Source organism: Amycolatopsis samaneae, assembly GCF_039541975.1.
Classification (GTDB): domain Bacteria; phylum Actinomycetota; class Actinomycetes; order Mycobacteriales; family Pseudonocardiaceae; genus Amycolatopsis; species Amycolatopsis samaneae.
On record NZ_BAABHG010000014.1, the window covers coordinates 253,125 to 272,615 of the forward strand.

The window sequence follows — 19,491 nt, forward strand, 5'->3', positions numbered from 1 at the left end:
ACCTGGGAGAACCCATGCTCGTGCACAGCGACACCGAAACCGCTTGGCTCGCCGAAACGGTCCGGCTGGCCACCGAGAACGTCGCGAACGGCGGCGGGCCCTTCGGCGCGCTGATCGCCCGCGACCACGAGATCGTCGCGACCGGCATCAACCGCGTCACGGCGAACCTCGACCCGACCGCGCACGCCGAGGTGACCGCGATCCGCGCGGCCTGCCGGGAACTGGGCACGTTCAAGCTGGACGGCTGCGTGCTCGTGTCCAGCTGCGAGCCCTGCCCGATGTGCCTCAGCTCGGCGTTGTGGGCCAGGGTGGACCACGTCGTCTACGCCGGCGACCGCGACGACGCGGCCAAGGCCGGTTTCGACGACCGCGCGTTCTACGAACTGTTCGACAAGCCGAGGGACAGCTGGGACGTACCCGTCCGCCGGCTGTCCACAGTGGATGGATTCGAACCCTTCGCGGCCTGGCTGGACCACACCACCCGCGTCGAGTACTGACCACCGGAAACCGCCAGGACCTGGCCGACCCGGTGCTGACCGGAGCACCAGAAAAGCCCCAACGTCCCGCTCGCCCCGCCCCGCGTCCCGCGGGGCGTGGTGAAGCACGCCCACCGGCAAGGGAAGGACGCATGACCCGGACCCAGCCCGAGGCCCGCCCCGGCGTACCCGCGATCGCGGGCCGCGCCTCCCCCTTCGAACGTCTCTTCGCGATCCGCGGCCGCGGATCCACGGTCGGCCGCGAGGTCCGCGGCGGCGTCACCACCTTCGTCGCGATGGCCTACATCGTGCTGCTCAACCCGCTCATCCTCGGCGCGTCGGCCGACATCACCGGCGCGCGGCTGACCTCGGCACAGGTCACCACCGCCACCGCGCTCGCCGCCGCGGTGATGACCGTCCTCATGGGACTGGTCGGCAACGCCCCGCTCGCGATCGCCGCCGGGCTGGGCATCAACGGCATCGTGGCCTTCCAGATGGCGCCCACCATGACCTGGGCGCAGGCGTTCGGGCTGGTGGTGCTCGAAGGCGTCTGCATCGTGCTGATGGCCGCGAGCGGGATCCGCCAGCGGATCATGGACGCGATCCCGAAGCCACTGAAGACCGCCATCACCGTCGGCATCGGGCTCTACCTGGCACTCGTCGGCCTGGTCAGCGCCGGGTTCGTCACCAGGACCCCGGACTCCGCGCACACCACCGTGCCGGTGCGGCTCGGCCTGGACGGGCACCTGTCCGGCTGGCCGATCGTGGTGTTCTGTTTCGGGCTGCTGCTGATGACCGTGCTGACCACGCGGAAGGTCCCCGGCGCGGTGCTGCTCAGCATCGGCGCGGCCACCGTGCTCGCGATCGTGCTCAACCAGGTCTTCCACGTCTCCGGCTGGGGGCTGGTGGAGCCGAGGGTGCCCGACCGCCTGTTCGCGGCGCCGGACTTCGGGCTGTTCGGGCACGTCGACCTGTTCGGCGGCTTCGTCTCGGCGGGGCCCATCGCGGCGACGGTCTTCCTGTTCACCCTGGTGCTTTCCGGCTTCTTCGACGCGATGGGCACGATCACCAGCGTCGCCGACGAGGCCGGGCTGTCCCGGGACGGGAAGGTGCCGAGGATGGGCCGGATCCTGCTCGTCGACGGCGCGGGCGCGGTGATGGGCGGGGTCAGCGGCTCCTCCCCCAACACGGTGTTCCTCGAGTCCGCGGCGGGCGTCGGCGAGGGCGCGCGGACCGGGCTGGCGAGCGTGGTCACCGGCGCGCTGTTCGCGGCCACGCTGCTGTTCACCCCGCTGGCCGACGTCGTCCCGGCGCAGGCGGCGGCGCCCGCGCTCGTGGTGATCGGCGCGATGATGATGGCGCAGTGCCGCAATGTCCCTTGGCATGACACGGACTACGTGATCCCGGTGTTCCTGACGGTCGCGGTCATCCCGTTCACCTACTCGATCACCAACGGCGTCGGGGCCGGGCTCATCGCGTTCGTGCTGATCAAGATCTGCAAGGGCCGCTGGCGCGAGGCGGGCTGGCTGCTCACGGTGCTCGCACTGGTCTTCGGCGTCTACTTCGGCGTCACCGGCGTCGAAGCCCTGTTCAGGTAAGGAGCGAGAAGATGGCCCTGATGTTCCTCAACGGCGGCGCCATGCGTGGCGAACCCCTGCATCACCTGCTCGGCGGCGCCCCGCTCGTCGCCGCGACGACGACGGCGCCGAAGTACCGCTTCTACTCCGTCGGCGACGCCTGCCCCGCGCTCTACCCGGTCGCGCACGGCGGGGCGCCGGTGGCCGGTGAGCTGTACGACCTCCCGCTGGACGTCCTGCGCGACCGTGTCCTGCCGAGCGAGCCCCACGAGCTGGAACTGGGCGTCGTCGAACTCGCCGACGCCAGCTCGGCCTTCGCCATGTTCCTGCGCCGTCCCTACACCTCGCACGTCCGGCTCACCGACATCACCGAGGTCGGCGACTGGCGGGCCTACCGGTCCGGCACGACGGAACCGTGAACCGCCCGCATGTCCTGGTGGCGCCGGACAAGTTCAAGGGCTCGCTGACCGCGGGCGAGGTCGCCGACGCCGTCGCCGCCGGGATCGGCTCGGCCGTGCCCGGGGTCCCGGTGCGCGCGCTGCCGGTGGCCGACGGCGGCGAGGGCACCGTGACCGCGGCGGTGGCCGCGGGCTTCCGCCGGGCCGAGGTCCCCGCGCGCGGCCCGACCGGGCAGCCGGTCACCGCGTCGTTCGCGGTGTCCGGCACCACGGCGGTGGTGGAGCTGGCGGAGGCCTCCGGTCTGCATCGGCTTCCCGGCGACGTGCCTGCCCCGTTGACCGCGTCCAGCACGGGCACCGGGGACCTGATCGCCGCGGCGGTGCGGTCCGGTGCCCGCCGGATCGTGCTCGGCGTCGGCGGCAGTGCCTGCACCGACGGCGGCGCGGGCCTGCTGACCGCGCTCGGCGCCCGGCTGCTCGACTCCTCGGGTGCCGACCTGCCGCCCGGTGGCGCCGCCCTGCGGGACCTGGACCGGCTCGACCTGTCCGGCCTCGATCCCGCACTGTCCGAAGTGGACTTCGAGCTGGCCTGCGACGTGGACAGCCCGCTGCTCGGCCCGCACGGCGCCGCCGCCGTCTACGGTCCGCAGAAGGGCGCGCTCCCGGCGGCGGTCCGGGCGCTGGAGGACGGCCTCGGCCGCTGGGCCGGGATCGTGGGCGCCGGGCACGCGTCCCGGCCCGGCGCGGGCGCGGCGGGCGGCGTCGGGTTCGCCGCGCTCGCCGTGCTGGGCGCGCGGTCCCGGCCGGGGATCGAGCTGCTCACCGAACTGCTCGGGTTCGACGACGCGCTGCTCGACGCCCGCCTCGTCGTCACCGGGGAGGGTTCGCTCGACGAGCAGACCCTGCGGGGCAAGGCACCCGCGGGTGTCGCGGCGAAGGCGCGGAAGGCGGCCGTCCCGGTGGTCGCGGTCGCGGGCCGCTGCCTGCTCTCCCCCGGCGCGCTGCGGGACGCGGGTTTCGAGGCCGCGTACGCGCTGACCGACGTCGAGCCGGACCCGGCTCGCTGTATCGCCGCCGCCGGACCGCTGCTGACCACGGTGTCGAAGCGGCTGGCCGAAGACTGGTTGAGGAGCCCATGACCGACCTCGTAGTGCGTTCGGACCAGGTGTACACCCCCGACGGTCCGCGCCCCGCCGCCGTCCGCGTCCACCATGGACGGATCACCGCCGTGCTCGACCGTTCCTCCACTGTGGACGCCGCGCGCGACGTCGACCTCGGCGACCTCGCCCTGCTCCCCGGCCTGGTCGACACCCACGTGCACGTGAACGAGCCCGGCCGCACCGAATGGGAGGGCTTCGCCACCGCGACGGCGGCCGCGGCGGCGGGCGGGGTCACCACGATCCTCGACATGCCGCTGAACAGCCTGCCGCCGACGGTGACCGCGGCGGCACTGGAAGTCAAGCGCGCGGCGGCGGGCGGGCAGTGCGTGGTGGACGTCGGCTTCTGGGGCGGGGCGATCCCCGGCAACCTCCACGATCTCGCCGGACTGCACGAGGCGGGCGTCTTCGGGTTCAAGTGCTTCCTCTCCCCGTCCGGAGTCGACGAGTTCCCGCCGCTGGACTGGCCGGGCCTCGACGCCGTGCTGGCCGCACTGTCCACGATGGACGCTTTGCTGATCGTGCACGCCGAGGACGCGGCCGAGCTGGACGCGGCACCGGCGGCCGGCGCGTCCTATCCGGACTTCCTCGCCTCGCGCCCGGAATCCGCCGAAGCGCGGGCCATCGACGGGCTGCTCACCCGCGCGGCCCGGCACCGCGCGCGGGCACACGTGCTGCACCTGTCCTCGGCGGCCTCGCTCACCCGGATCGCCGAGGCGCGCGCGGCCGGGGCGCGCGTCACCGCCGAAACCTGCCCGCACTACCTGACCCTGGCCGCCGAACGGATCCCCGACGGCGCGACGGAGTTCAAGTGCTGCCCGCCGATCCGGGGCGAGGACAACCGGGACCGGCTGTGGCGGGGCCTGGCCGACGGCGTCGTCGACTGCGTGGTCAGCGACCACTCGCCCTCGACGCCCGAGCTGAAGCGGGGCGGGTTCGGCGAGGCGTGGGGCGGGGTGTCCTCGCTGCAGCTGGGCCTGCCCGCGGTCTGGACCGAGGCACGGCGGCGCGGGCACCCGCTCGCGGCCGTGGTGCGCTGGATGGCGTCCGCGACCGCCGATCTCGCGGGGCTGTCCCGCAAGGGCCGGATCGCCCCCGGCCACGACGCGGATCTCGTCGCCTTCGCCCCCGACGAGGAGTTCACCGTCGACGCGGGCACGTTGCGGCACCGGCACCCCATCACGCCGTACGCCGGGGCGCGGCTGCGCGGCGTGGTCCACCGGACCTGGCTGCGCGGCCGGGAGATCGACGGCGAGCCCACCGGAGTCCTGTTGTCCCGAGAGAGGAACGTATGACCACCGAACCGACCTCCCTGCCCGACCTCGCGTCCCGGCCGCACGGCGGCACGGTGCTGGCCGCCAGTGACGAGTTCTTCGCCGACAAGGAAAACCTCATCAAGGCCGAGACCCCGGTCTTCCAGCCGCACACCTTCACCCCGAAGGGCCAGCAGTACGACGGCTGGGAGACCCGCAGGCGCTTCGGCAGGGCCGAGGGCCACGACTGGGTCCTGCTCCGGCTCGGCGCCCCGGGCACCGTGCGCGCGATCGACGTCGACACCGCGTTCTTCCTCGGCAACTACCCCCAGCGCTGCCGGATCGAGGCGACCGGCGTCGAGGGCTATCCCGGTGTCCCGGAACTCGAGGCCGCCGACTGGTTCGAGCTGGTGCCGGAAAGCCCGCTGGCCGGCGGCACGCACAACGTGTTCACAGTGGACAGTGACCGGCGGGTCACCCATGTCCGGCTGCACATCCTGCCCGACGGCGGCGTCGCGCGGCTGCGGGTGCACGGCGAGGTGGTGCCCGACCCCCGCGAGCTGGCCGTGCTTCCCTTCGACCTCGCGGCGACCCTCAACGGCGGCACCGTGCTCCGGTGCAGCGACAGCTTCTTCTCCCCGCCCGCCAACATGCTCCAGCCCGGCGAGTCCCGGTTCATGGCCGACGGCTGGGAGACCGCCCGCCGCCGCGACGACGGGCACGACTGGGCGACGCTCGGGCTGACCTGCGCGGCGGTCCCGCTGCTGGCCGAGGTGGCCACCACGCACTACCGGGGCAACTCGCCGGACCGGATCGCACTGTCCGGTGTGGACGGTGCGACCGCCTCCCCCGACGACGAGGGCGCCTGGTTCCCGCTGCTGCCGGAGACGAAGCTCCAGCCAGACACCACCCACCGGTTCCGGCTCGCCGGCGACCGGCCGGTCACCCACGTCCGGATCGACAGTCACCCCGACGGGGGCATCGGCCGGTTCCGCCTCTACGGCCGCCCGACCCCGCGGGCGCTGCACGACCTGACCGCCCGCTGGCTGAACCGGCTGCCACGGCCCCAGGCCGTCCACGCGCTGAACGCCGCCGGGCTGCCCGGGGAGAAGCTGGCGGCGGAACTCCCCCGCGCCGACGTCGCCGACCTGCTCGGCCCGCTCCTCGGCACGGTGTAGCACGGCGGCGGGGCAGCGACCGGCCGCGACAGGTGTTCGATATCCGGACACTTCGTGCCAGAAAACGGGCGCCGGGACTTCCGCGCGGGCGCGTCCGTTGCCAGAATCGTCGCCATGACGACGACACAGCGGTGGATGCCCAACTACGGCGAGCCCTACCAGCCCGTCCCCTACCGGCCGTCGAGGATGCCGCAGGACGAGTCGCTCACCCACGCGGCCGAACTGCGGGACCGGATGGAGCGGCGGCGGACCGTGCGGATGTTCTCCCCCGACCCGGTGCCCGAGCAGGTCGTGCTCGACGCGATCGCGACGGCGTCGACCGCGCCCAGCGGTGCCCACCAGCAGCCGTGGACGTTCGTCCTGGTCACCGACCCCGAGGTCCGGCAGCGGATCCGGGACGCGGCCGAGGCGGAGGAGCGGGTCTCGTACGAGGGCAGGCTCGGTGAGGAGTGGCTGTCCGCGCTGCGCCCGCTGGGCACGGACGCGGTCAAGCCCCACCTCACCGAGGCGCCTTACCTGATCGTGGTGTTCCAGCAGCGGTATCACCTGCTGGAGGACGGCAGCACGCACAAGCACTACTACGTCGACGAGTCGGTCGGCATCGCGGTCGGCATGCTGCTCACCGCGCTGCAGGTGGCCGGGCTTTCCGCGCTGACCCACACACCGTCGCCGATGCGCTTCCTCGCCGAGGTGCTGGGCAGGCCCCGCAACGAAAAGGCGTTCGCGGTGATCCCGGTCGGCTACCCCGCCGAGGACTGCGTCGTGCCCGACCTGCACCGCAAGTCCCTCGACCAGGTGCTGGTGCGGATCTGACCGGCGGCGGTTACGCCCGGTCCGCCTTGAGGTGCGCGAGGAAGGCGCCGAACGCGGGCACGCCGACGACGAGCACCGGGCGGAGGTGCTCGGGTACCGCGGCCTGCTTGGTGTCGCGGACCCCGACCAGCCCGTGCCCGGTGCCGACGTCGACGCAGGCGTTCTCCTCGTGGTGGGTGTAGCTGCTCTTGTGCCATCCGGTCAGCACGCTGTGCCAGGTGTGCATGGGTTTTCCCCGTTCCTCGGACTTCCCCGACTGGGCCCGCGCCGGTCCCGAGGTCTGGGGGCTTCCCGGTGCGTCGCACCGGAGGTTCCCGAGCGCTTCCCTCTCTCAGGGTAAGCGGCCGGGCACGCCGGGCAAACCGCCGGACGGTGCCTCCGTACGGGGGACACCGCGAGGGCCGTCCCGGCGAAACGCCCGGCCGGTGCTTCCGCACGGCAGCCCGCGCCGGAAGGATGACGCCATGGACGAAGCTCGCGAGCGAACCCAGTGCGGCACGCGGACACCGAGACGGGGCGCCGCCGCATGAGCGACTCCCAGCCCGCGCCGGACGGGGTCGACCTCGACAAGCCCAACGCCGCCCGCATCTACGACTGGCTCCTCGGCGGCACCGCGAACTGGGCCATCGACCGCGAGTTCGGGGCGAAGGCGGTCGAGACCTTCCCGCTCGCGCCGATCCTGGCGAGGACCAACCGCGAGTTCCTCGGCCGGGGCGTGCACCATCTGGCGAGCCTCGGCGTCGAGCAGTTCCTGGACCTCGGCTCCGGCGTCCCGACGGTGGGCAACGTGCACGAGGTCGCCGACCGGGTGAACCCGCGCAGCCGCTGCGTGTACGTCGACGTCGAACCGGTCGCGGTCGCGCACGCCAAGGTGCTGCTGGAGCGGCACGGCGACCCGGAGCGCCACGCCGTCGTCCAGGGAGACCTGCGGGACGTCGAGAAGATCTGGGAACGCGCGCTGGACACCGGCGTGCTCGACCCGGCGAAGCCGATCGCGCTCATCCTCGTCGCCGTCCTGCACTTCATCGCGACCGAGGACCGCCCGCACGACGTCGTCGGCCGCTATCGCGACCTGCTCCCCGCCGGGTCCTACCTGCTTTCCTCACACGGCACCGAAGACGGCACGCCGAGGGACGAAGCGGCGAAACGGGCCGAGCTGCGGGAGCAGTACAACCAGTCGGGCAATATCGTGCATCTGCGTTCCCGCACCGAGTTCGGCCGGTTCTTCACCGGGTTCGAGCTCGTCGAGCCCGGTCTGGTCTGGCTGCCGGAATGGCACCTCGACGAGCTGCCGTCCCCCGCGTCCGAGGCGTTGACGAGCAACCCCGCCGAGTCCTGCGGTCTCGGCGCGCTCGGCCGCAAACCGTGAGGCCGGGAGACCGGGCTTAGGGCAGCACCGAGCGGACCGCCTCCGCCGAGCGGCCGACGACGGCCGTCCCGTCGTCGGCCGTGATGATCGGCCGCTGGATCAGGATCGGGTGCGCCACCAGCGCGCCGATCCAGCGCTCGCGCGTCGCGGCCGTCCTTTCCCAGGAGCCGAGGCCCAGCGCCCCGGCCGCCTCCTCGCCCAGCCGGGCGACGTCCCACGGTTCCAGGCCGAGCCGGCGCAGCACCTCGCCGAGTTCCGCGGCGGTGGGCGGTTCCTCCAGGTAGCGGCGCACGGTGTAGGTGGCGCCCGCCTCGTCCAGCAGCGACAGCGCCGACGCGCACTTGGAGCACGCGGGGTTGATCCAGATCTCCATACCCACACCTAACCCCACGGGCCCTGGCCACCGCCCATCCACCCCCGACAGTCCACTGAGGACACACCCGGTCACCGGATCATTCCCCCCGGCGCACCGTGGAGGCGATCACCTCGGCGGCCGCGACCTCCACCGGCTGTCGCCGGGTGCGGGCGAGGGTCAGCAACGAAGCGCGGCCGGCCGCCGGGCCGGTCCGGTACCGCTCGGCGAGCACGCCGGTCGCCTGCTCGATCACCACCGTGCGGTCCAGCCGTCCCTGCAGCGAAGAACTCCGCGCCTTCCGCTCGCGGATCCGCCGTTCGTACAGCAGGCCGATGGCCGCGGCGTCGGCCAGCGCGGCGGTGGCGCGCAGCGCGCCGGAGTCCGCGCGATCCGCGCACACCAGGCGCAGCAGCCCCACCGTGTCCGCCCTCCTGCGCAGGGGAACCGTGCGCACCACGGCGGACTCCGCGGACCACGACCGGGCGAGCGCCACGTGGGCGCCGATGCCCGCCACCATCCGGAAACGACCGGTCCCATCGGCGAGCAGCAGCACCGCGCTGTCGGCCCCCGCCAGCTCGCGTGCCCGTGCCACGAAGAAACGGCCGAATCTCGATTCGTCGAAATCCGGCGCCGCCGTGTCCAATACCGTGATCATCGAATCGAGCAGTGCCTCGCCGACCATCGGTCTCCCTCCAGCACGATTCCGGATTTCCCGCCGGGACAATGAAACACGAGTCCCGCGACCGGGCACACGCGGGTTCCGGCGCGGAGACAATGTCGCCGAGCGTGGTCACGACCATCGTTTTCGGGCAAACGGGTGCCGGGCAGCGCGGTGGTGGACAAGCTCTCCCGCTTCCGGCAGTGTTGACTGCCGACGCCCGAGCTGTCCCGGTCCCCGATGGTCGAGCGTGATCCGTGCGGATTCCGACCGACGACCATCATCCGGGAGTACCCGAATGTCCGGCAGTAGCCAGAAATTTTCTCCCGTTCCGCCCACCGCGAGCACATTCACCCGCCCCGACGCGCGGCTCATCACGGCCGCGGTCACCGGCGAGCGGCCGGCACTCAACGCGCTCGCCGAGGTGCTGCGCCCCATGGTGCTGCGGTACTGCGCGAGCAGGCTCGGCACGCAGGAAACCGGCAGCGCCGACGCCGAGGACTGCACCCAGGAGGTCCTGGTCGCGGTACTGGTCGCGCTTCCCCGCTACCGCTACCGTGAAGATCGTTTCCTGTCCTTCGTTTTCGGTGTCGCGGCGCACAAGATCAGCGATCTGCACCGGCGGCGCGGCCGGGAACGGTGCGAGCCGCTGCCCGACCCCGACGCCGTGGTGTCGCCGGCGCCGGTCCCCACGGAGGACACCGTCGAACGGCTCGACCAGCAGCGTCAGCTCAGGCGGATGCTCCAGCGGCTGCCCGGGAACTACCGCGAGGTGCTCGGCATGCGCGTGCTGTTCGGGTTCACCGCCGAAGAAACCGCCTCGAAACTCAACATGCCCAGCGCCGCGGCGGTCCGGGTCACCCAGTTCCGCGCGCTGAGCAAGCTGCGCCAGGCGGTCCCGGTCGCCGGGCACCGGAAGCGCGCGCTGCTCGGCACCCGGTGATCACGAAGCCTGTGGCGCCCGGAACCGGCCGATCCGCTCCAGCAGCTCCTTGCCGGGCGGGCTCGGCCCCTGCCGCCGGACGGCTTCGTCCAGGGGCCACAGGCGGTCCCGTGCCCGCGCCGACCGCAGCCCGCGCGCCAGCTCGATCGCCTCGGCGCCCACGCGGCCTGCCTCGTCGACGTCCCCCAGCAACGCGTGGCACACCGCGAGCCAGATCATCGTGAACGAGCGGCTGCGGGCCATTTCCGGGCCGTAGGCCTCGATCGCCCGAGTCAGCTCCGGGATCGCCCGCGCGCCGTGCCGGACGTCGACGGTCCTGGCGAGCTCGGTCCGCACGGTCCCGGTCATCGCGGCCAGGTCGGTGGCCCCGAAGAACGCGGCCCACGGCGGGGGCGGCGCGTCCCCGGCGTTCGCGAACTCCTCGGACGCCCGGCCCAGGTTCGCCATCGCTTCGTCGGCGGCGCCACACAGCGCGAACGCCCACGCCTGGTTGGCCGCGAGGATGGCCAGCGCGAGCGCCGAGCCGGAGCGCCGCGCGGCCTCCTGGCCACGGGCGAACTCGGCCATGGCCGGGCCGACGGCGTGGTAGTGCAGGTGCAGCCTGCCGAGCCGGTAGCAGATGTTCGCCACCAGGTCGTCGTTGCCCGCCTCGGTGGCCAGTTCGAGCGCGCGCTCGAACCGGTGCCGGGCCGCCCGCGCGTTCCCGGCGTCGAATTCGGTCCAGCCCAACAGGTTGTGCGTGTCGGCGAGCGCGGTGCACAACCTCGCCCGGAGCTGCTCCGGTACCATTCCGCGCCGCAACAGGCGGCCGCTGACCTTCAGCACCCGCAGCGCGTCCCGGCAGTAGCCGCCACCGAGGCGGTAGTCCAGTGCCCGGAACGTGCCGACCGCGGCTTCCAGGTCGTCGATGGCGCCCGCGTCGACCCGTACCGGCCGCGGCTCCTCATCGGTGCTCGCGGCCATCATTCCGCCTTCGCCCGGCACCCGGGCCCGCGAATTGTTCCCGTAATCCCATGAATTCCACGCTCCTGGCCTTTCACCGGACGAATCGCACCACCGTCGGGGACCGGAACGGGAATACGCTGTCACGGCGCGTCTGTGTATCCAGGCGTCCACAGCTTTATCGATGTTAGTAAAGCCGGGTGGCGGGACCATCCGCCGTTCGGGCGCTGTGTTCACCGACCGCGTTCGATAGCGGACACGGCACGCCTTTTCCGCTGCACGGGAATCCGCGCCCGGCATCCTGCATGCGCATCGTGCACGTGAATTCCGCGGTGTCAGGCGCGGAAGAGATCCTGGACGTCTTCGGAACGCGCGACCACCGCCGCGGCGACCTCGGTCAGTTTCCGGTTGTTGCGTCGCGAATAGCCGCGCAGCACCGAAAACGACCCGCCCATGTCGAGCCCGAGGCGTTCGGCGATGAAACCCTTCGCCTGCTCGATGACCACCCGGCTGGACAGGGCCGTCTGCAACTGTTCGATGAGGACGTCGTAGTGCCGCGCGGACCGCGCCTGCAACAGGCCGATCGTGGCCACGTCCACCATCGCCTGCGCGGTGCGCATCGACGGGCCGTCGAGCTCTCCCGAGGTGGCGACCAGCAGGTTCAGCACGCCGACGATGTCCGACCGCAGCCGCATGGGCAGCGCGTACGCGGCCTGGAACCCGGCCGCGGCCGCCTTCGGCGCGAACAGCGGCCACCGCGACTCGGCCTCGGGGAGCGCGGTGTGGCCGACGGCGGCGCCCGTGCGGTACGCGTCGGCGCACGGGCCCTCGTCGATCTGCAGCTGGAACAGCTCCAGCAGCCGGGGTTCCTCGTCCGCGCTGGCCACCACCCGGAGCCCGCCGCGCGGATCGGCGAGCAGCACACCCGCCGCGTCGATCCCGAGCAGATCGACACACCGCCGGGAGAGAAGATGAAGAAAGTCCAGCACGTCGAAATCGTCGACCAGGGTGTCCGCCAGTTCGACGAGTACCTCGGTCAGACTGTCGTCACGCATCGACCCACGCACCTCCGCACCCGGCACACCCTACAGCGATCACCACCGCCCGTTGTGGTTCAACCGCCATCCCGTCCGGGCTCGAATCTCAGCCGCCGCGCGACCACGTCCGCCGCCAGGTCCGCCAGCCCCCGGTGCTCGGCGAAGGCACGTGCCCGCAACCGGGCGTACGCGTCCTCCAGGCTCACCCCGAGCCGCGCGGCGACCATTCCGGCCGCCTGGTGCACCTGCGGGCTCCGCAAGGGAAATCCGTGGCCCGGCCCGACCAGCATCCCATCCGGTACCCGCGTCTGCTCATTGAGCAGCAGCATCCACACCAGTTCGGCGAACAAGAACGCCGCGCCGAGCGCCGGGGGCGGCAGCGAACCGGGCCCGGCACGGTGCAACGTCAGCGCTCCGGCCCGGACCGCGCCTGCCGACAACGGCAGCACGTGGCAGGCGCGGACACCCGCCTCGACGGCCAGCGGCGCGAACAACGGCCACCGGCGGCCGTTGACCGGTGCGCCGAGATCGGCGACGAGTACCGGGGCCCCGATGCTCAGCACCGTGATCCCCGGCCCCTCGCCGACGGTCGCCTCGATCTCGGCGAGCCGCGTGCCCAGCGCGCTCGTCGCGCACCGCAGTTCGCCGGCGCCGGTCCCGGTGCCCACCACCAGAAAGGCGCCGTCGGCCCCGAGCCGGTCCGCCATGGCCTCGCAGACGAACTCCACGGTGAGCCGCCGGTGCCGCGCCCGCGCGAGTTCGCTCAGCGAAGCCCAGAGTTCCGTGAGCCGCGCGTCGTCCCTGCTTCCATCGTGAACCGTAACCACGCTGTTCCAGGCTTTCCGCATGCCAGTGGCTTCCCGGAGAGGAAAACCCCAGCCGATCCTACCCATCGCGAGGGCGCCCACCCGGCGGCGCCACGGCACCGGAAGGTTCATTTGCACCAACCCGGTCCGGGACCTTCGCACCTTCACCGCCCGCGCCGCCTGTGTGATCCTTCGAGCATGGACACCACGAAGTCCCGGCCACCGGCACTCGACACCTCCGGCAGCGAGCTCGAAACGCTGCGGCACCACCTGCGTCACTACCGCACCCGCGCGGAACAGCTCCAGTACGCGCTGGATCACCGGCTGCCGATCGAACAGGCGAAGGGCATCCTCGCCGAGCGCTACCGGATCGACGTCGACGAGGCGTTCGCCATGCTGCGGACCTTCTGCCGCGACCACAACCTCAAGATCCACGACGCCGCACGGGCGTTGATCGACCAGACGAGTGTGGCCCCGCGGCGCGTGGCGTGCTGAGCTGCGCCGTGTCCAGCCAGTGGGCGGCCCACTACGCCGCTGATGCGGGTCCGGGGGTTCCGATGGGTCAGGAACTACCGCACGCCCGGCTCCGCGTGCTGATCGCGGACGACAACCCGATCGTCCGCGACGCGCTGCGGGTGCTGCTGGAGACCGAACCGGACCTGCACGTCGTGGCGGTCGCCGGTGACGCGACCGAGGCGGTGGAACTCGCCCAGCGGTGCGCTCCCGAGGTGGCCGTGCTGGACGTGCGTATTCCCGGTGGCGGGGCATGGATGGCGCGCGAGCTCCGCCACCGGGTCCCCGGGCTGAAGCTGATGGCCTTCTCCGCGCACAGCGACAGCGGCTCGATCGCGCAGATGGCCTCGGCCGGGGTCACCGAGTACCTCGTCAAGGGCAGCCCCAACACCGAGATCATCGCCGCGATCCGGCGGCTCGGCAGGCGGGTCAGCGGCTGAGCCAGCGTTCCATGCAGGCGAGCAGTTCACCGGTGTCCACCGGTTTCGTGACGTAGTCGCTCGCGCCGGCGGCGAGGCTCTTCTCCCGGTCGCCCTCCATCGCCTTGGCGGTGACCGTGATGATCGGCAGCCCGGCGAACCTCGGCATCTCCCGGATCGCGGCCGTGGTGGCGTAGCCGTCCATCTCCGGCATCATCACGTCCATCAGGATCAGGTCGATCCCGTCGTCGGCCAGTAGCATCTCGATGCCCTTGCGGCCGTTGGGCGCGTGCACCACCCGCAACCCGTGCAACTCCAGCATCCCCGAGATCGCGAACACGTTGCGCGTGTCGTCGTCGATGAGCAGGACCTTGCGGCCACGCAGCCGGTAGGTGGCGGGCGGGGCACATTCGTCCTCAGTGGACGGTGCGGGCGCGGTCTCCGGCCTGCGCATCAGCGGGAGAATCCCGTCCAGTTCGTTCGCCGACAGGTGCAGCATGATCCGCTCCCGCAGGGAGTCCAAAGAGGACAGCAGCTCGACGGGGTGCACCCGGACATGCGCCTGCAGCAACCGTTCCTGCGCGGCGGACAGCTTCCGGGTCGCGTGCGCGAGCACCGGGACCTCGATCGGCTCGGCCCCCTCGGTCAGCCGTTTGAGGAAGGTCAGCGCGGTGGTGCCGGGCATGCTGGTGTCCAGCACGATGCAGCGGAACGTGCGCGCGGTCAGCGCGTCGATCGCCTCGGCGGGGTTGGACACCGCTTCCACCACGACCGGCGGCGCGCCGTGGGTGTAGGCGAGGTCCGCCACGACGCCCCTGGCGAGCAGGGTCAGCAGGTTGTTCTCCTGGCTCTCCACCACGAGTACCCGGCGACGGCCCGGCTGGTCGGTGCCGCCCGACCGGTCCTGGCCCGCCACGCTCGGCTCGGTGGTGTACGGCGCGACCGGCAGGAGCAGGGTGAACGTGCTGCCCTCGCCGAGGGTGCTCACCGCGTGGATCTCCCCGCCGAGCAGGAACGCGACCTCGCGGCTGATCGACAGGCCCAGCCCGGTGCCGCCGTACTTGCGGCTGGTGGTCCCGTCGGCCTGCTGGAACGCGCCGAAGATGGAGTCGAGGTTCTCCTCCGCGATCCCGATCCCGGTGTCCGCCACGGCGAAGGCGACCAGCTCCCGCTCGGCGGGCGAGGAGTTTTCCGTGCCCTGCCCGTCTTCCTCGGCCAGCTTGACGCGCAGTTCGACGCCGCCCTCCTCGGTGAACTTCACCGCGTTGGACAGCAGGTTGCGCAGTACCTGGCGCAACCGCTGCTCGTCGGTGAACAGCAGGCCGGGCACGTCCTGGTCCACGGTGACCTGGAACTCGAGTCCCTTCTCCGCGGTGAGCGGCTGGAAGGTGGTGCGCACGTAGTCGACCAGCTGCCGCAGCGGAAACGGCTCGTGGTGGATGTCCATCTTGCCCGCCTCGACCTTCGACAGGTCGAGGATGTCGTTGATCAGCTGGAGCAGGTCGGTGCCCGCGGACTGGATCACCTTGGCGAACTCGACCTGCTTGGGCGTCAGGTTCTGGGTGGAGTTCTGCGCGAGCACCCCGGCCAGGATCAGCAGGCTGGTCAGCGGGGTCCGCAGTTCGTGCGACATGTTGGCGAGGAACTCCGACTTGTACTTCGACGCGAGCGCCAGCTGCTGCGCCCGTTCCTCGATCTCCTGCCGCGCCTGCTCGATCTCGAAGTTCTTCACCTCGATGTCGCGGTTCTGCGTGGCCAGCAGCTCGGCCTTCTCCTCCAGTTCGGCGTTGGAGCGCTGGAGTTTCGCCTGCTGTGCCTGGAGTTCCTCCGACCGCGCCTGGAGTTCGGCCGCCAGCCGCTGCGACTCCTCCAGCAGCGAATCGGTGCGCGCGTTGGCGATGATGGTGTTGACGTTGACGCCGATGGTCTCCATCAGCTGTTCGAGGAAGTCGCGCTGCACCGTGGTGAACCGGCTGAAGGAGGCCAGTTCGATGACACCGAGTGCCTGGTCCTCGAACACGATCGGCAGCACGATCAGGTTCACCGGCGCGGCGGAGCCGAGGCCGGAGGAGATCTTGACGAACTCGGGCGGCGTCCGGTCGACGACGATCGGCTTCTTGGCCTGCGCGGCCTGTCCGACCAGCGACTGCCCGAGGTCGAACCGGGTGACGGCGTCGGCGCCCTCGCTGTGCCCGTACCCGGCGATCAGCCGCAGCCTCGGCCGGTCCCCCGCGGGCTCGGTGAGAAAGAACGTGCCGTGCTGCGCGCCGACGAGCGGGGTCAGCTCGTTCATGATGAGCGCGGCCACGACCCGCAGGTCGCGATGCCCCTGGATCAGCCCGGAGATACGCGCCAGGTTGGTGTTGAGCCAGTCCTGTTCCTCGTTGGCGCGGGTGGTCTCGCGCAGCGACTGGACCATCGCGTTGATGTTGTCCTTCAGCTCGGCCACTTCCCCTTGCGCCTCAACGGAAATCGACCGGGTGAGGTCGCCGGTCGCGACCGCGCCGGTGACCTCGGCGATGGCGCGGACCTGCCGGGTGAGGTTGCCCGCGAGCTCGTTCACGTTCTCGGTGAGCCGCTTCCACGTGCCGGACACGCCCTCGACCTCGGCCTGCCCGCCGAGCCGCCCCTCGCTGCCGACCTCGCGCGCCACCCTGGTGACCTCGGCGGCGAACGCGGACAGCTGGTCCACCATCGTGTTGATGGTGGTCTTGAGCTCCAGGATCTCGCCGCGGACGTCGACGTCGATCTTCTTGGTCAGGTCGCCGCGCGCCACCGCGGTGGTCACCTGCGCGATGTTGCGCACCTGGCCGGTGAGGTTGTTCGCCATCGAGTTGACGTTGTCGGTGAGATCCTTCCACGTCCCGGCGACGTTGGGCACGCGGGCCTGGCCGCCGAGGATCCCTTCGGTGCCGACCTCGCGTGCCACGCGGGTCACCTCATCGGCGAACGCCGAAAGGGTGTCGACCATGGTGTTGATCGTCTGCGCGAGCGCGGCCACCTCGCCCTTCGCCTCGACCGTGATCTTCTGGGACAGATCACCGCGGGCGACCGCGGTGGCGACCTGGGCGATGGAGCGGACCTGGTCGGTGAGATTGTCGGCCATCACGTTCACCGACTCCGTCAAACCCTTCCACGTCCCCGAAACACCCTTCACATCCGCCTGACCACCCAGCCGCCCCTCCGTACCCACCTCACGCGCCACCCGCGTCACCTCGTCCGCGAACGACGACAGCTGGCCGACCATGGTGTTGATGGTGTCCTTGAGTTCCAGGATCTCCCCTCGCGCGTCCACCCGGATCTTCTGCGAGAGGTCGCCGCGGGCGACGGCGGTGGTGACCTCGGCGATGGAACGGACCTGATCGGTGAGATTGTCGGCCATCACGTTCACCGACTCCGTCAAACCCTTCCACGTCCCCGAAACACCCTTCACATCCGCCTGACCACCCAGCCGCCCCTCCGTACCCACCTCACGCGCCACCCGCGTCACCTCGTCCGCGAACGACGACAGCTGGTCCACCATGATGTTGATGGTGTTCTTCAGCTCCAGGATCTCGCCCCGCGCGTCCACCCGGATCTTCTGTGTCAGGTCCCCTTTCGCCACCGCGGTCGCGACCTGCGCGATCGAGCGCACCTGCGCGGTGAGGTTGCCCGCCATGAAGTTCACCGACGTCGTCAGATCCCGCCACGTCCCCGCCACCCCGGGCACCTGCGCCTGGCCGCCGAGAATCCCTTCCGTGCCGACCTCGCGCGCCACGCGCGTCACCTCGTCGGCGAACGCGGACAGCTGATCCACCATCGTGTTGATCGTGTTCTTCAGCTCCAGGATCTCGCCCCGCGCGTCGACGGTGATCTTCTGCGACAGATCACCCTTCGCCACCGCGGTGGTGACCTCGGCGATCGAGCGCACCTGGTTGGTGAGGTTGCCCGCCATGAAGTTCACCGACGTCGTCAGATCCCGCCACGTCCCCGCCACCCCCGGCACCTCGGCCTGCCCACCGAGCCGTCCTTCGCTGCCGACCTCGCGGGCCACGCGGGTGACCTCGTCGGCGAAGGACGAAAGCTGATCCACCATCGTGTTGATCGTGTTCTTCAGTTCGAGCATCTCGCCTTTGACGTCGACGGTGATCTTCTGCGACAGGTCGCCCTTCGCCACCGCGGTCGCCACCTCGGCGATGTCGCGGACCTGACCGGTGAGGTTGCCCGCCATCGCGTTGACCGAGTCGGTGAGGTCCTTCCAGGTGCCCGAAACCTCCGGCACCACCGCCTGGCCGCCGAGCTTGCCGTCGGTGCCGACCTCCCGCGCGACGCGGGTGACCTCGGAGGTGAACAGCGCGAGCTGGTCGACCATCCCGTTGAACACCGCGGCCATCTCGTCCACCAGGCCGTCCTCCGCGCGGGGCAGCCGGGTGCCGAAGTCGCCGTCCCGCACCGCTTTCAGCCCTTCGAGCAGCCGTTGCAGACCTCGATCGTCCAACGCGGTCCCGCTCCGCTTTACCGCTCGTGATTCGGCCATGGCGCGCTCCCGGGGTCGAGGGGTGTCGCAGGGTGGTCGCGCCGCCGTGGCCGCGCGGTGCGGATCAGGCCGCGGCGCGGAACTCCGCGACGCGGCCGGCGAGATCACGGGCGGCCGGGTTCGCCCGCCGCAGGCGCGCCTGCCGTTCGAGCGGCGCCAGCCGGTCGCGGAACCGCTGGGAGTTCAGCGTCATCGCCTCGGTCAGCGCCCGGTCGGCGGTCACGGCGGCCTCGTCGACGTCCTCGGCGATCAGATGGCTCGTCGCCAGCATCGTCGCGCACAGCGACCGGCTGCGGGCCATGCCGTCCCCGTACCGGGCCACGACCCGGGTCAGCTCGCTGACCGCCATCGCCGCGTACGCGGCGTCGGCGGCGGCCGCCAGTTCGACGTACACCGTGCCCGCCATCGCGGCCAGGTCGGTCTCCCCGAAGAACCGGGCCGAGGCCGGGGCGTCCGCCGCGTCCGCGCGTTCGAAGGCGTCGGCCGCGCGGCCGAGCGCGGCGAGCGCGGGCCGGACGTCGCCGAGTTTGGCGTGGGCCCACGCCTGGTTCGCGGCCAGCACGCTCAGCATGAGCACGCACCCGCCCGACTCGGCGGCGGCCACCCCTCGGCCGAAGGACTCCAGCGCCTCGTGCGGGGCGTCGTGGTGCAGGAACACCCGCCCCTGCCGGTAGCGGAGGGTGGACAGCAGCGCGTCGTCGGCGCCCTCGGTGGCGAGGGCCACGGCGCGGTCGAGCCACGCGTGCGCGACGACGGGCCGTCCGGAGTCGAACGCGGTCCATCCCGCCAGCCCGGCCAGATCCGCCAGCGCGGAACACAGCGCGGCGCGTACCGCCGCGGAGCAGTCGGCGTCGAGCAGCCGGAGCGCCCAGCCCAGCTGCGCGGCCACCGCGTCGCGGCACCAGCCGCCGCCGTAGCGGTAGTCCAGCGCGCGGAACGTCCTCGTCTCCGCCTCCACCTTCCGTACTTCCGCGCAGCCGATCCGGCCGCGGCCCACCACGGGCCAGTGGGTGCCGGTGCACCGGGGAACTGTTTGCTGTGTGGTCATTTCGGGCCTCCGCGATCGGGTACCACCGAGGGG

General features: G+C 71.7%; 19 protein-coding genes. 11 read left to right on the plus strand and 8 right to left on the minus strand.

What is annotated here, in order from left to right; all coding sequences use genetic code 11:
* Window positions 1-14: 14 nt before the first annotated feature.
* From ABD987_RS33120 to ABD987_RS33150, 7 genes are all read left to right on the plus strand, one after another.
* Entirely contained in the window at window positions 15-497 is a 483-nt protein-coding gene (locus ABD987_RS33120) for a nucleoside deaminase (RefSeq protein WP_345403158.1), read from the plus strand.
* Between the two features lie 131 nt (window positions 498-628).
* A complete protein-coding gene (locus ABD987_RS33125; RefSeq protein ID WP_345403161.1) occupies window positions 629-2,074 on the plus strand; it encodes an NCS2 family permease in 1,446 nt (481 codons plus the stop codon).
* 11 nt (window positions 2,075-2,085) lie between these two features.
* On the plus strand, window positions 2,086-2,472 hold the full coding sequence (locus tag ABD987_RS33130; RefSeq protein WP_345403164.1) for an allophanate hydrolase-related protein: 387 nt from the start codon (window positions 2,086-2,088) through the stop codon (window positions 2,470-2,472).
* Window positions 2,469-3,590: a glycerate kinase gene (locus ABD987_RS33135; protein ID WP_345403167.1), complete on the plus strand. Its 1,122-nt coding sequence runs from the start codon at window positions 2,469-2,471 to the stop codon at window positions 3,588-3,590. Before ABD987_RS33130 ends, ABD987_RS33135 begins: the two co-directional genes overlap by 4 nt.
* Window positions 3,587-4,903, plus strand: coding sequence for an allantoinase AllB (gene allB, locus ABD987_RS33140; protein ID WP_345403170.1), 1,317 nt, complete (start codon window positions 3,587-3,589; stop codon window positions 4,901-4,903). Before ABD987_RS33135 ends, allB begins: the two co-directional genes overlap by 4 nt.
* Entirely contained in the window at window positions 4,900-6,039 is a 1,140-nt protein-coding gene (alc, locus tag ABD987_RS33145; protein ID WP_345403173.1) for an allantoicase, read from the plus strand. The genes allB and alc overlap by 4 nt, the downstream gene beginning before the upstream one ends.
* A gap of 114 nt (window positions 6,040-6,153) precedes the next feature.
* Window positions 6,154-6,852 carry a nitroreductase family protein gene (locus ABD987_RS33150; RefSeq protein ID WP_345403176.1) on the plus strand — a complete coding sequence of 233 codons (699 nt, stop codon included), beginning with the start codon at window positions 6,154-6,156 and terminating at the stop codon, window positions 6,850-6,852.
* 10 nt (window positions 6,853-6,862) lie between these two features.
* Here ABD987_RS33150 and ABD987_RS33155 read toward each other — a convergent pair whose 3' ends face one another.
* Window positions 6,863-7,078: a DUF397 domain-containing protein gene (locus ABD987_RS33155; RefSeq protein ID WP_345403179.1), complete on the minus strand. Its 216-nt coding sequence runs from the start codon at window positions 7,076-7,078 to the stop codon at window positions 6,863-6,865.
* Between the two features lie 300 nt (window positions 7,079-7,378).
* Here ABD987_RS33155 and ABD987_RS33160 point away from each other — a divergent pair, with 300 nt between their 5' ends.
* Window positions 7,379-8,221, plus strand: coding sequence for an SAM-dependent methyltransferase (locus ABD987_RS33160; RefSeq protein ID WP_345403182.1), 843 nt, complete (start codon window positions 7,379-7,381; stop codon window positions 8,219-8,221).
* Window positions 8,222-8,237: 16 nt separating this feature from the next.
* Here the strand turns inward: ABD987_RS33160 and ABD987_RS33165 are convergent, their stop codons facing one another.
* On the minus strand, window positions 8,238-8,594 hold the full coding sequence (locus ABD987_RS33165; protein ID WP_345403185.1) for an arsenate reductase family protein: 357 nt from the start codon (window positions 8,592-8,594) through the stop codon (window positions 8,238-8,240).
* A gap of 79 nt (window positions 8,595-8,673) precedes the next feature.
* The gene (locus ABD987_RS33170) at window positions 8,674-9,258 is read right to left on the minus strand and encodes an ANTAR domain-containing protein (protein ID WP_345403188.1); all 585 of its coding nucleotides are present in this window, start codon (window positions 9,256-9,258) and stop codon (window positions 8,674-8,676) included.
* A 274-nt stretch (window positions 9,259-9,532) separates the two neighbouring features.
* Between ABD987_RS33170 and ABD987_RS33175 the strand changes: the two genes are divergently transcribed.
* Complete coding sequence (locus tag ABD987_RS33175; RefSeq protein ID WP_345403191.1) at window positions 9,533-10,177, plus strand: sigma-70 family RNA polymerase sigma factor; 645 nt, start codon at window positions 9,533-9,535, stop codon at window positions 10,175-10,177.
* On the opposite strand, the gene ABD987_RS33180 is transcribed toward ABD987_RS33175, so the two are convergent.
* The 3 genes from ABD987_RS33180 to ABD987_RS33190 form a co-directional block, all read right to left on the minus strand.
* On the minus strand, window positions 10,178-11,140 hold the full coding sequence (locus ABD987_RS33180) for an NsdA family TPR-like regulatory protein (RefSeq protein WP_345403195.1): 963 nt from the start codon (window positions 11,138-11,140) through the stop codon (window positions 10,178-10,180).
* 314 nt (window positions 11,141-11,454) lie between these two features.
* Window positions 11,455-12,174 (minus strand): GAF and ANTAR domain-containing protein, encoded by a 720-nt coding sequence (locus tag ABD987_RS33185; protein ID WP_345403198.1) that lies wholly within the window; start codon window positions 12,172-12,174, stop codon window positions 11,455-11,457.
* Between the two features lie 59 nt (window positions 12,175-12,233).
* Window positions 12,234-12,983 carry a GAF and ANTAR domain-containing protein gene (locus ABD987_RS33190; RefSeq protein ID WP_345403201.1) on the minus strand — a complete coding sequence of 250 codons (750 nt, stop codon included), beginning with the start codon at window positions 12,981-12,983 and terminating at the stop codon, window positions 12,234-12,236.
* A gap of 177 nt (window positions 12,984-13,160) precedes the next feature.
* Here ABD987_RS33190 and ABD987_RS33195 point away from each other — a divergent pair, with 177 nt between their 5' ends.
* Together ABD987_RS33195 and ABD987_RS33200 are read left to right on the plus strand one after the other, a co-directional pair.
* Window positions 13,161-13,457: an ANTAR domain-containing protein gene (locus ABD987_RS33195; protein WP_345403204.1), complete on the plus strand. Its 297-nt coding sequence runs from the start codon at window positions 13,161-13,163 to the stop codon at window positions 13,455-13,457.
* Between the two features lie 62 nt (window positions 13,458-13,519).
* Window positions 13,520-13,915, plus strand: a complete 396-nt coding sequence (locus ABD987_RS33200; RefSeq protein ID WP_345403207.1) for a response regulator — start codon at window positions 13,520-13,522, stop codon at window positions 13,913-13,915.
* Here ABD987_RS33200 and ABD987_RS33205 read toward each other — a convergent pair.
* Together ABD987_RS33205 and ABD987_RS33210 are read right to left on the minus strand one after the other, a co-directional pair.
* Window positions 13,905-18,410 carry a HAMP domain-containing protein gene (locus ABD987_RS33205; RefSeq protein WP_345403210.1) on the minus strand — a complete coding sequence of 1,502 codons (4,506 nt, stop codon included), beginning with the start codon at window positions 18,408-18,410 and terminating at the stop codon, window positions 13,905-13,907. The genes ABD987_RS33200 and ABD987_RS33205 overlap by 11 nt on opposite strands.
* A gap of 64 nt (window positions 18,411-18,474) precedes the next feature.
* Window positions 18,475-19,458, minus strand: a complete 984-nt coding sequence (locus ABD987_RS33210; protein WP_345403213.1) for an NsdA family TPR-like regulatory protein — start codon at window positions 19,456-19,458, stop codon at window positions 18,475-18,477.
* Window positions 19,459-19,491 lie beyond the last annotated feature (33 nt).

Bases quoted from the DNA above. Each gene is read 5' to 3' on its own strand.
- ABD987_RS33120 (WP_345403158.1), top strand. From the start codon at position 15: ATGCTCGTGCACAGCGACACCGAAACCGCTTGGCTCGCCGAAACGGTC.
- ABD987_RS33125 (WP_345403161.1), top strand. From the start codon at position 629: ATGACCCGGACCCAGCCCGAGGCCCGCCCCGGCGTACCCGCGATCGCG.
- ABD987_RS33130 (WP_345403164.1), top strand. From the start codon at position 2,086: ATGGCCCTGATGTTCCTCAACGGCGGCGCCATGCGTGGCGAACCCCTG.
- allB (WP_345403170.1), top strand. From the start codon at position 3,587: ATGACCGACCTCGTAGTGCGTTCGGACCAGGTGTACACCCCCGACGGT.
- alc (WP_345403173.1), top strand. From the start codon at position 4,900: ATGACCACCGAACCGACCTCCCTGCCCGACCTCGCGTCCCGGCCGCAC.
- ABD987_RS33150 (WP_345403176.1), top strand. From the start codon at position 6,154: ATGACGACGACACAGCGGTGGATGCCCAACTACGGCGAGCCCTACCAG.
- ABD987_RS33155 (WP_345403179.1), bottom strand. From the start codon at position 7,078: ATGCACACCTGGCACAGCGTGCTGACCGGATGGCACAAGAGCAGCTAC.
- ABD987_RS33160 (WP_345403182.1), top strand. From the start codon at position 7,379: ATGAGCGACTCCCAGCCCGCGCCGGACGGGGTCGACCTCGACAAGCCC.
- ABD987_RS33165 (WP_345403185.1), bottom strand. From the start codon at position 8,594: ATGGAGATCTGGATCAACCCCGCGTGCTCCAAGTGCGCGTCGGCGCTG.
- ABD987_RS33170 (WP_345403188.1), bottom strand. From the start codon at position 9,258: ATGGTCGGCGAGGCACTGCTCGATTCGATGATCACGGTATTGGACACG.
- ABD987_RS33175 (WP_345403191.1), top strand. From the start codon at position 9,533: ATGTCCGGCAGTAGCCAGAAATTTTCTCCCGTTCCGCCCACCGCGAGC.
- ABD987_RS33180 (WP_345403195.1), bottom strand. From the start codon at position 11,140: ATGGCCGCGAGCACCGATGAGGAGCCGCGGCCGGTACGGGTCGACGCG.
- ABD987_RS33185 (WP_345403198.1), bottom strand. From the start codon at position 12,174: ATGCGTGACGACAGTCTGACCGAGGTACTCGTCGAACTGGCGGACACC.
- ABD987_RS33195 (WP_345403204.1), top strand. From the start codon at position 13,161: ATGGACACCACGAAGTCCCGGCCACCGGCACTCGACACCTCCGGCAGC.
- ABD987_RS33200 (WP_345403207.1), top strand. From the start codon at position 13,520: ATGGGTCAGGAACTACCGCACGCCCGGCTCCGCGTGCTGATCGCGGAC.
- ABD987_RS33205 (WP_345403210.1), bottom strand. From the start codon at position 18,410: ATGGCCGAATCACGAGCGGTAAAGCGGAGCGGGACCGCGTTGGACGAT.
- ABD987_RS33210 (WP_345403213.1), bottom strand. From the start codon at position 19,458: ATGACCACACAGCAAACAGTTCCCCGGTGCACCGGCACCCACTGGCCC.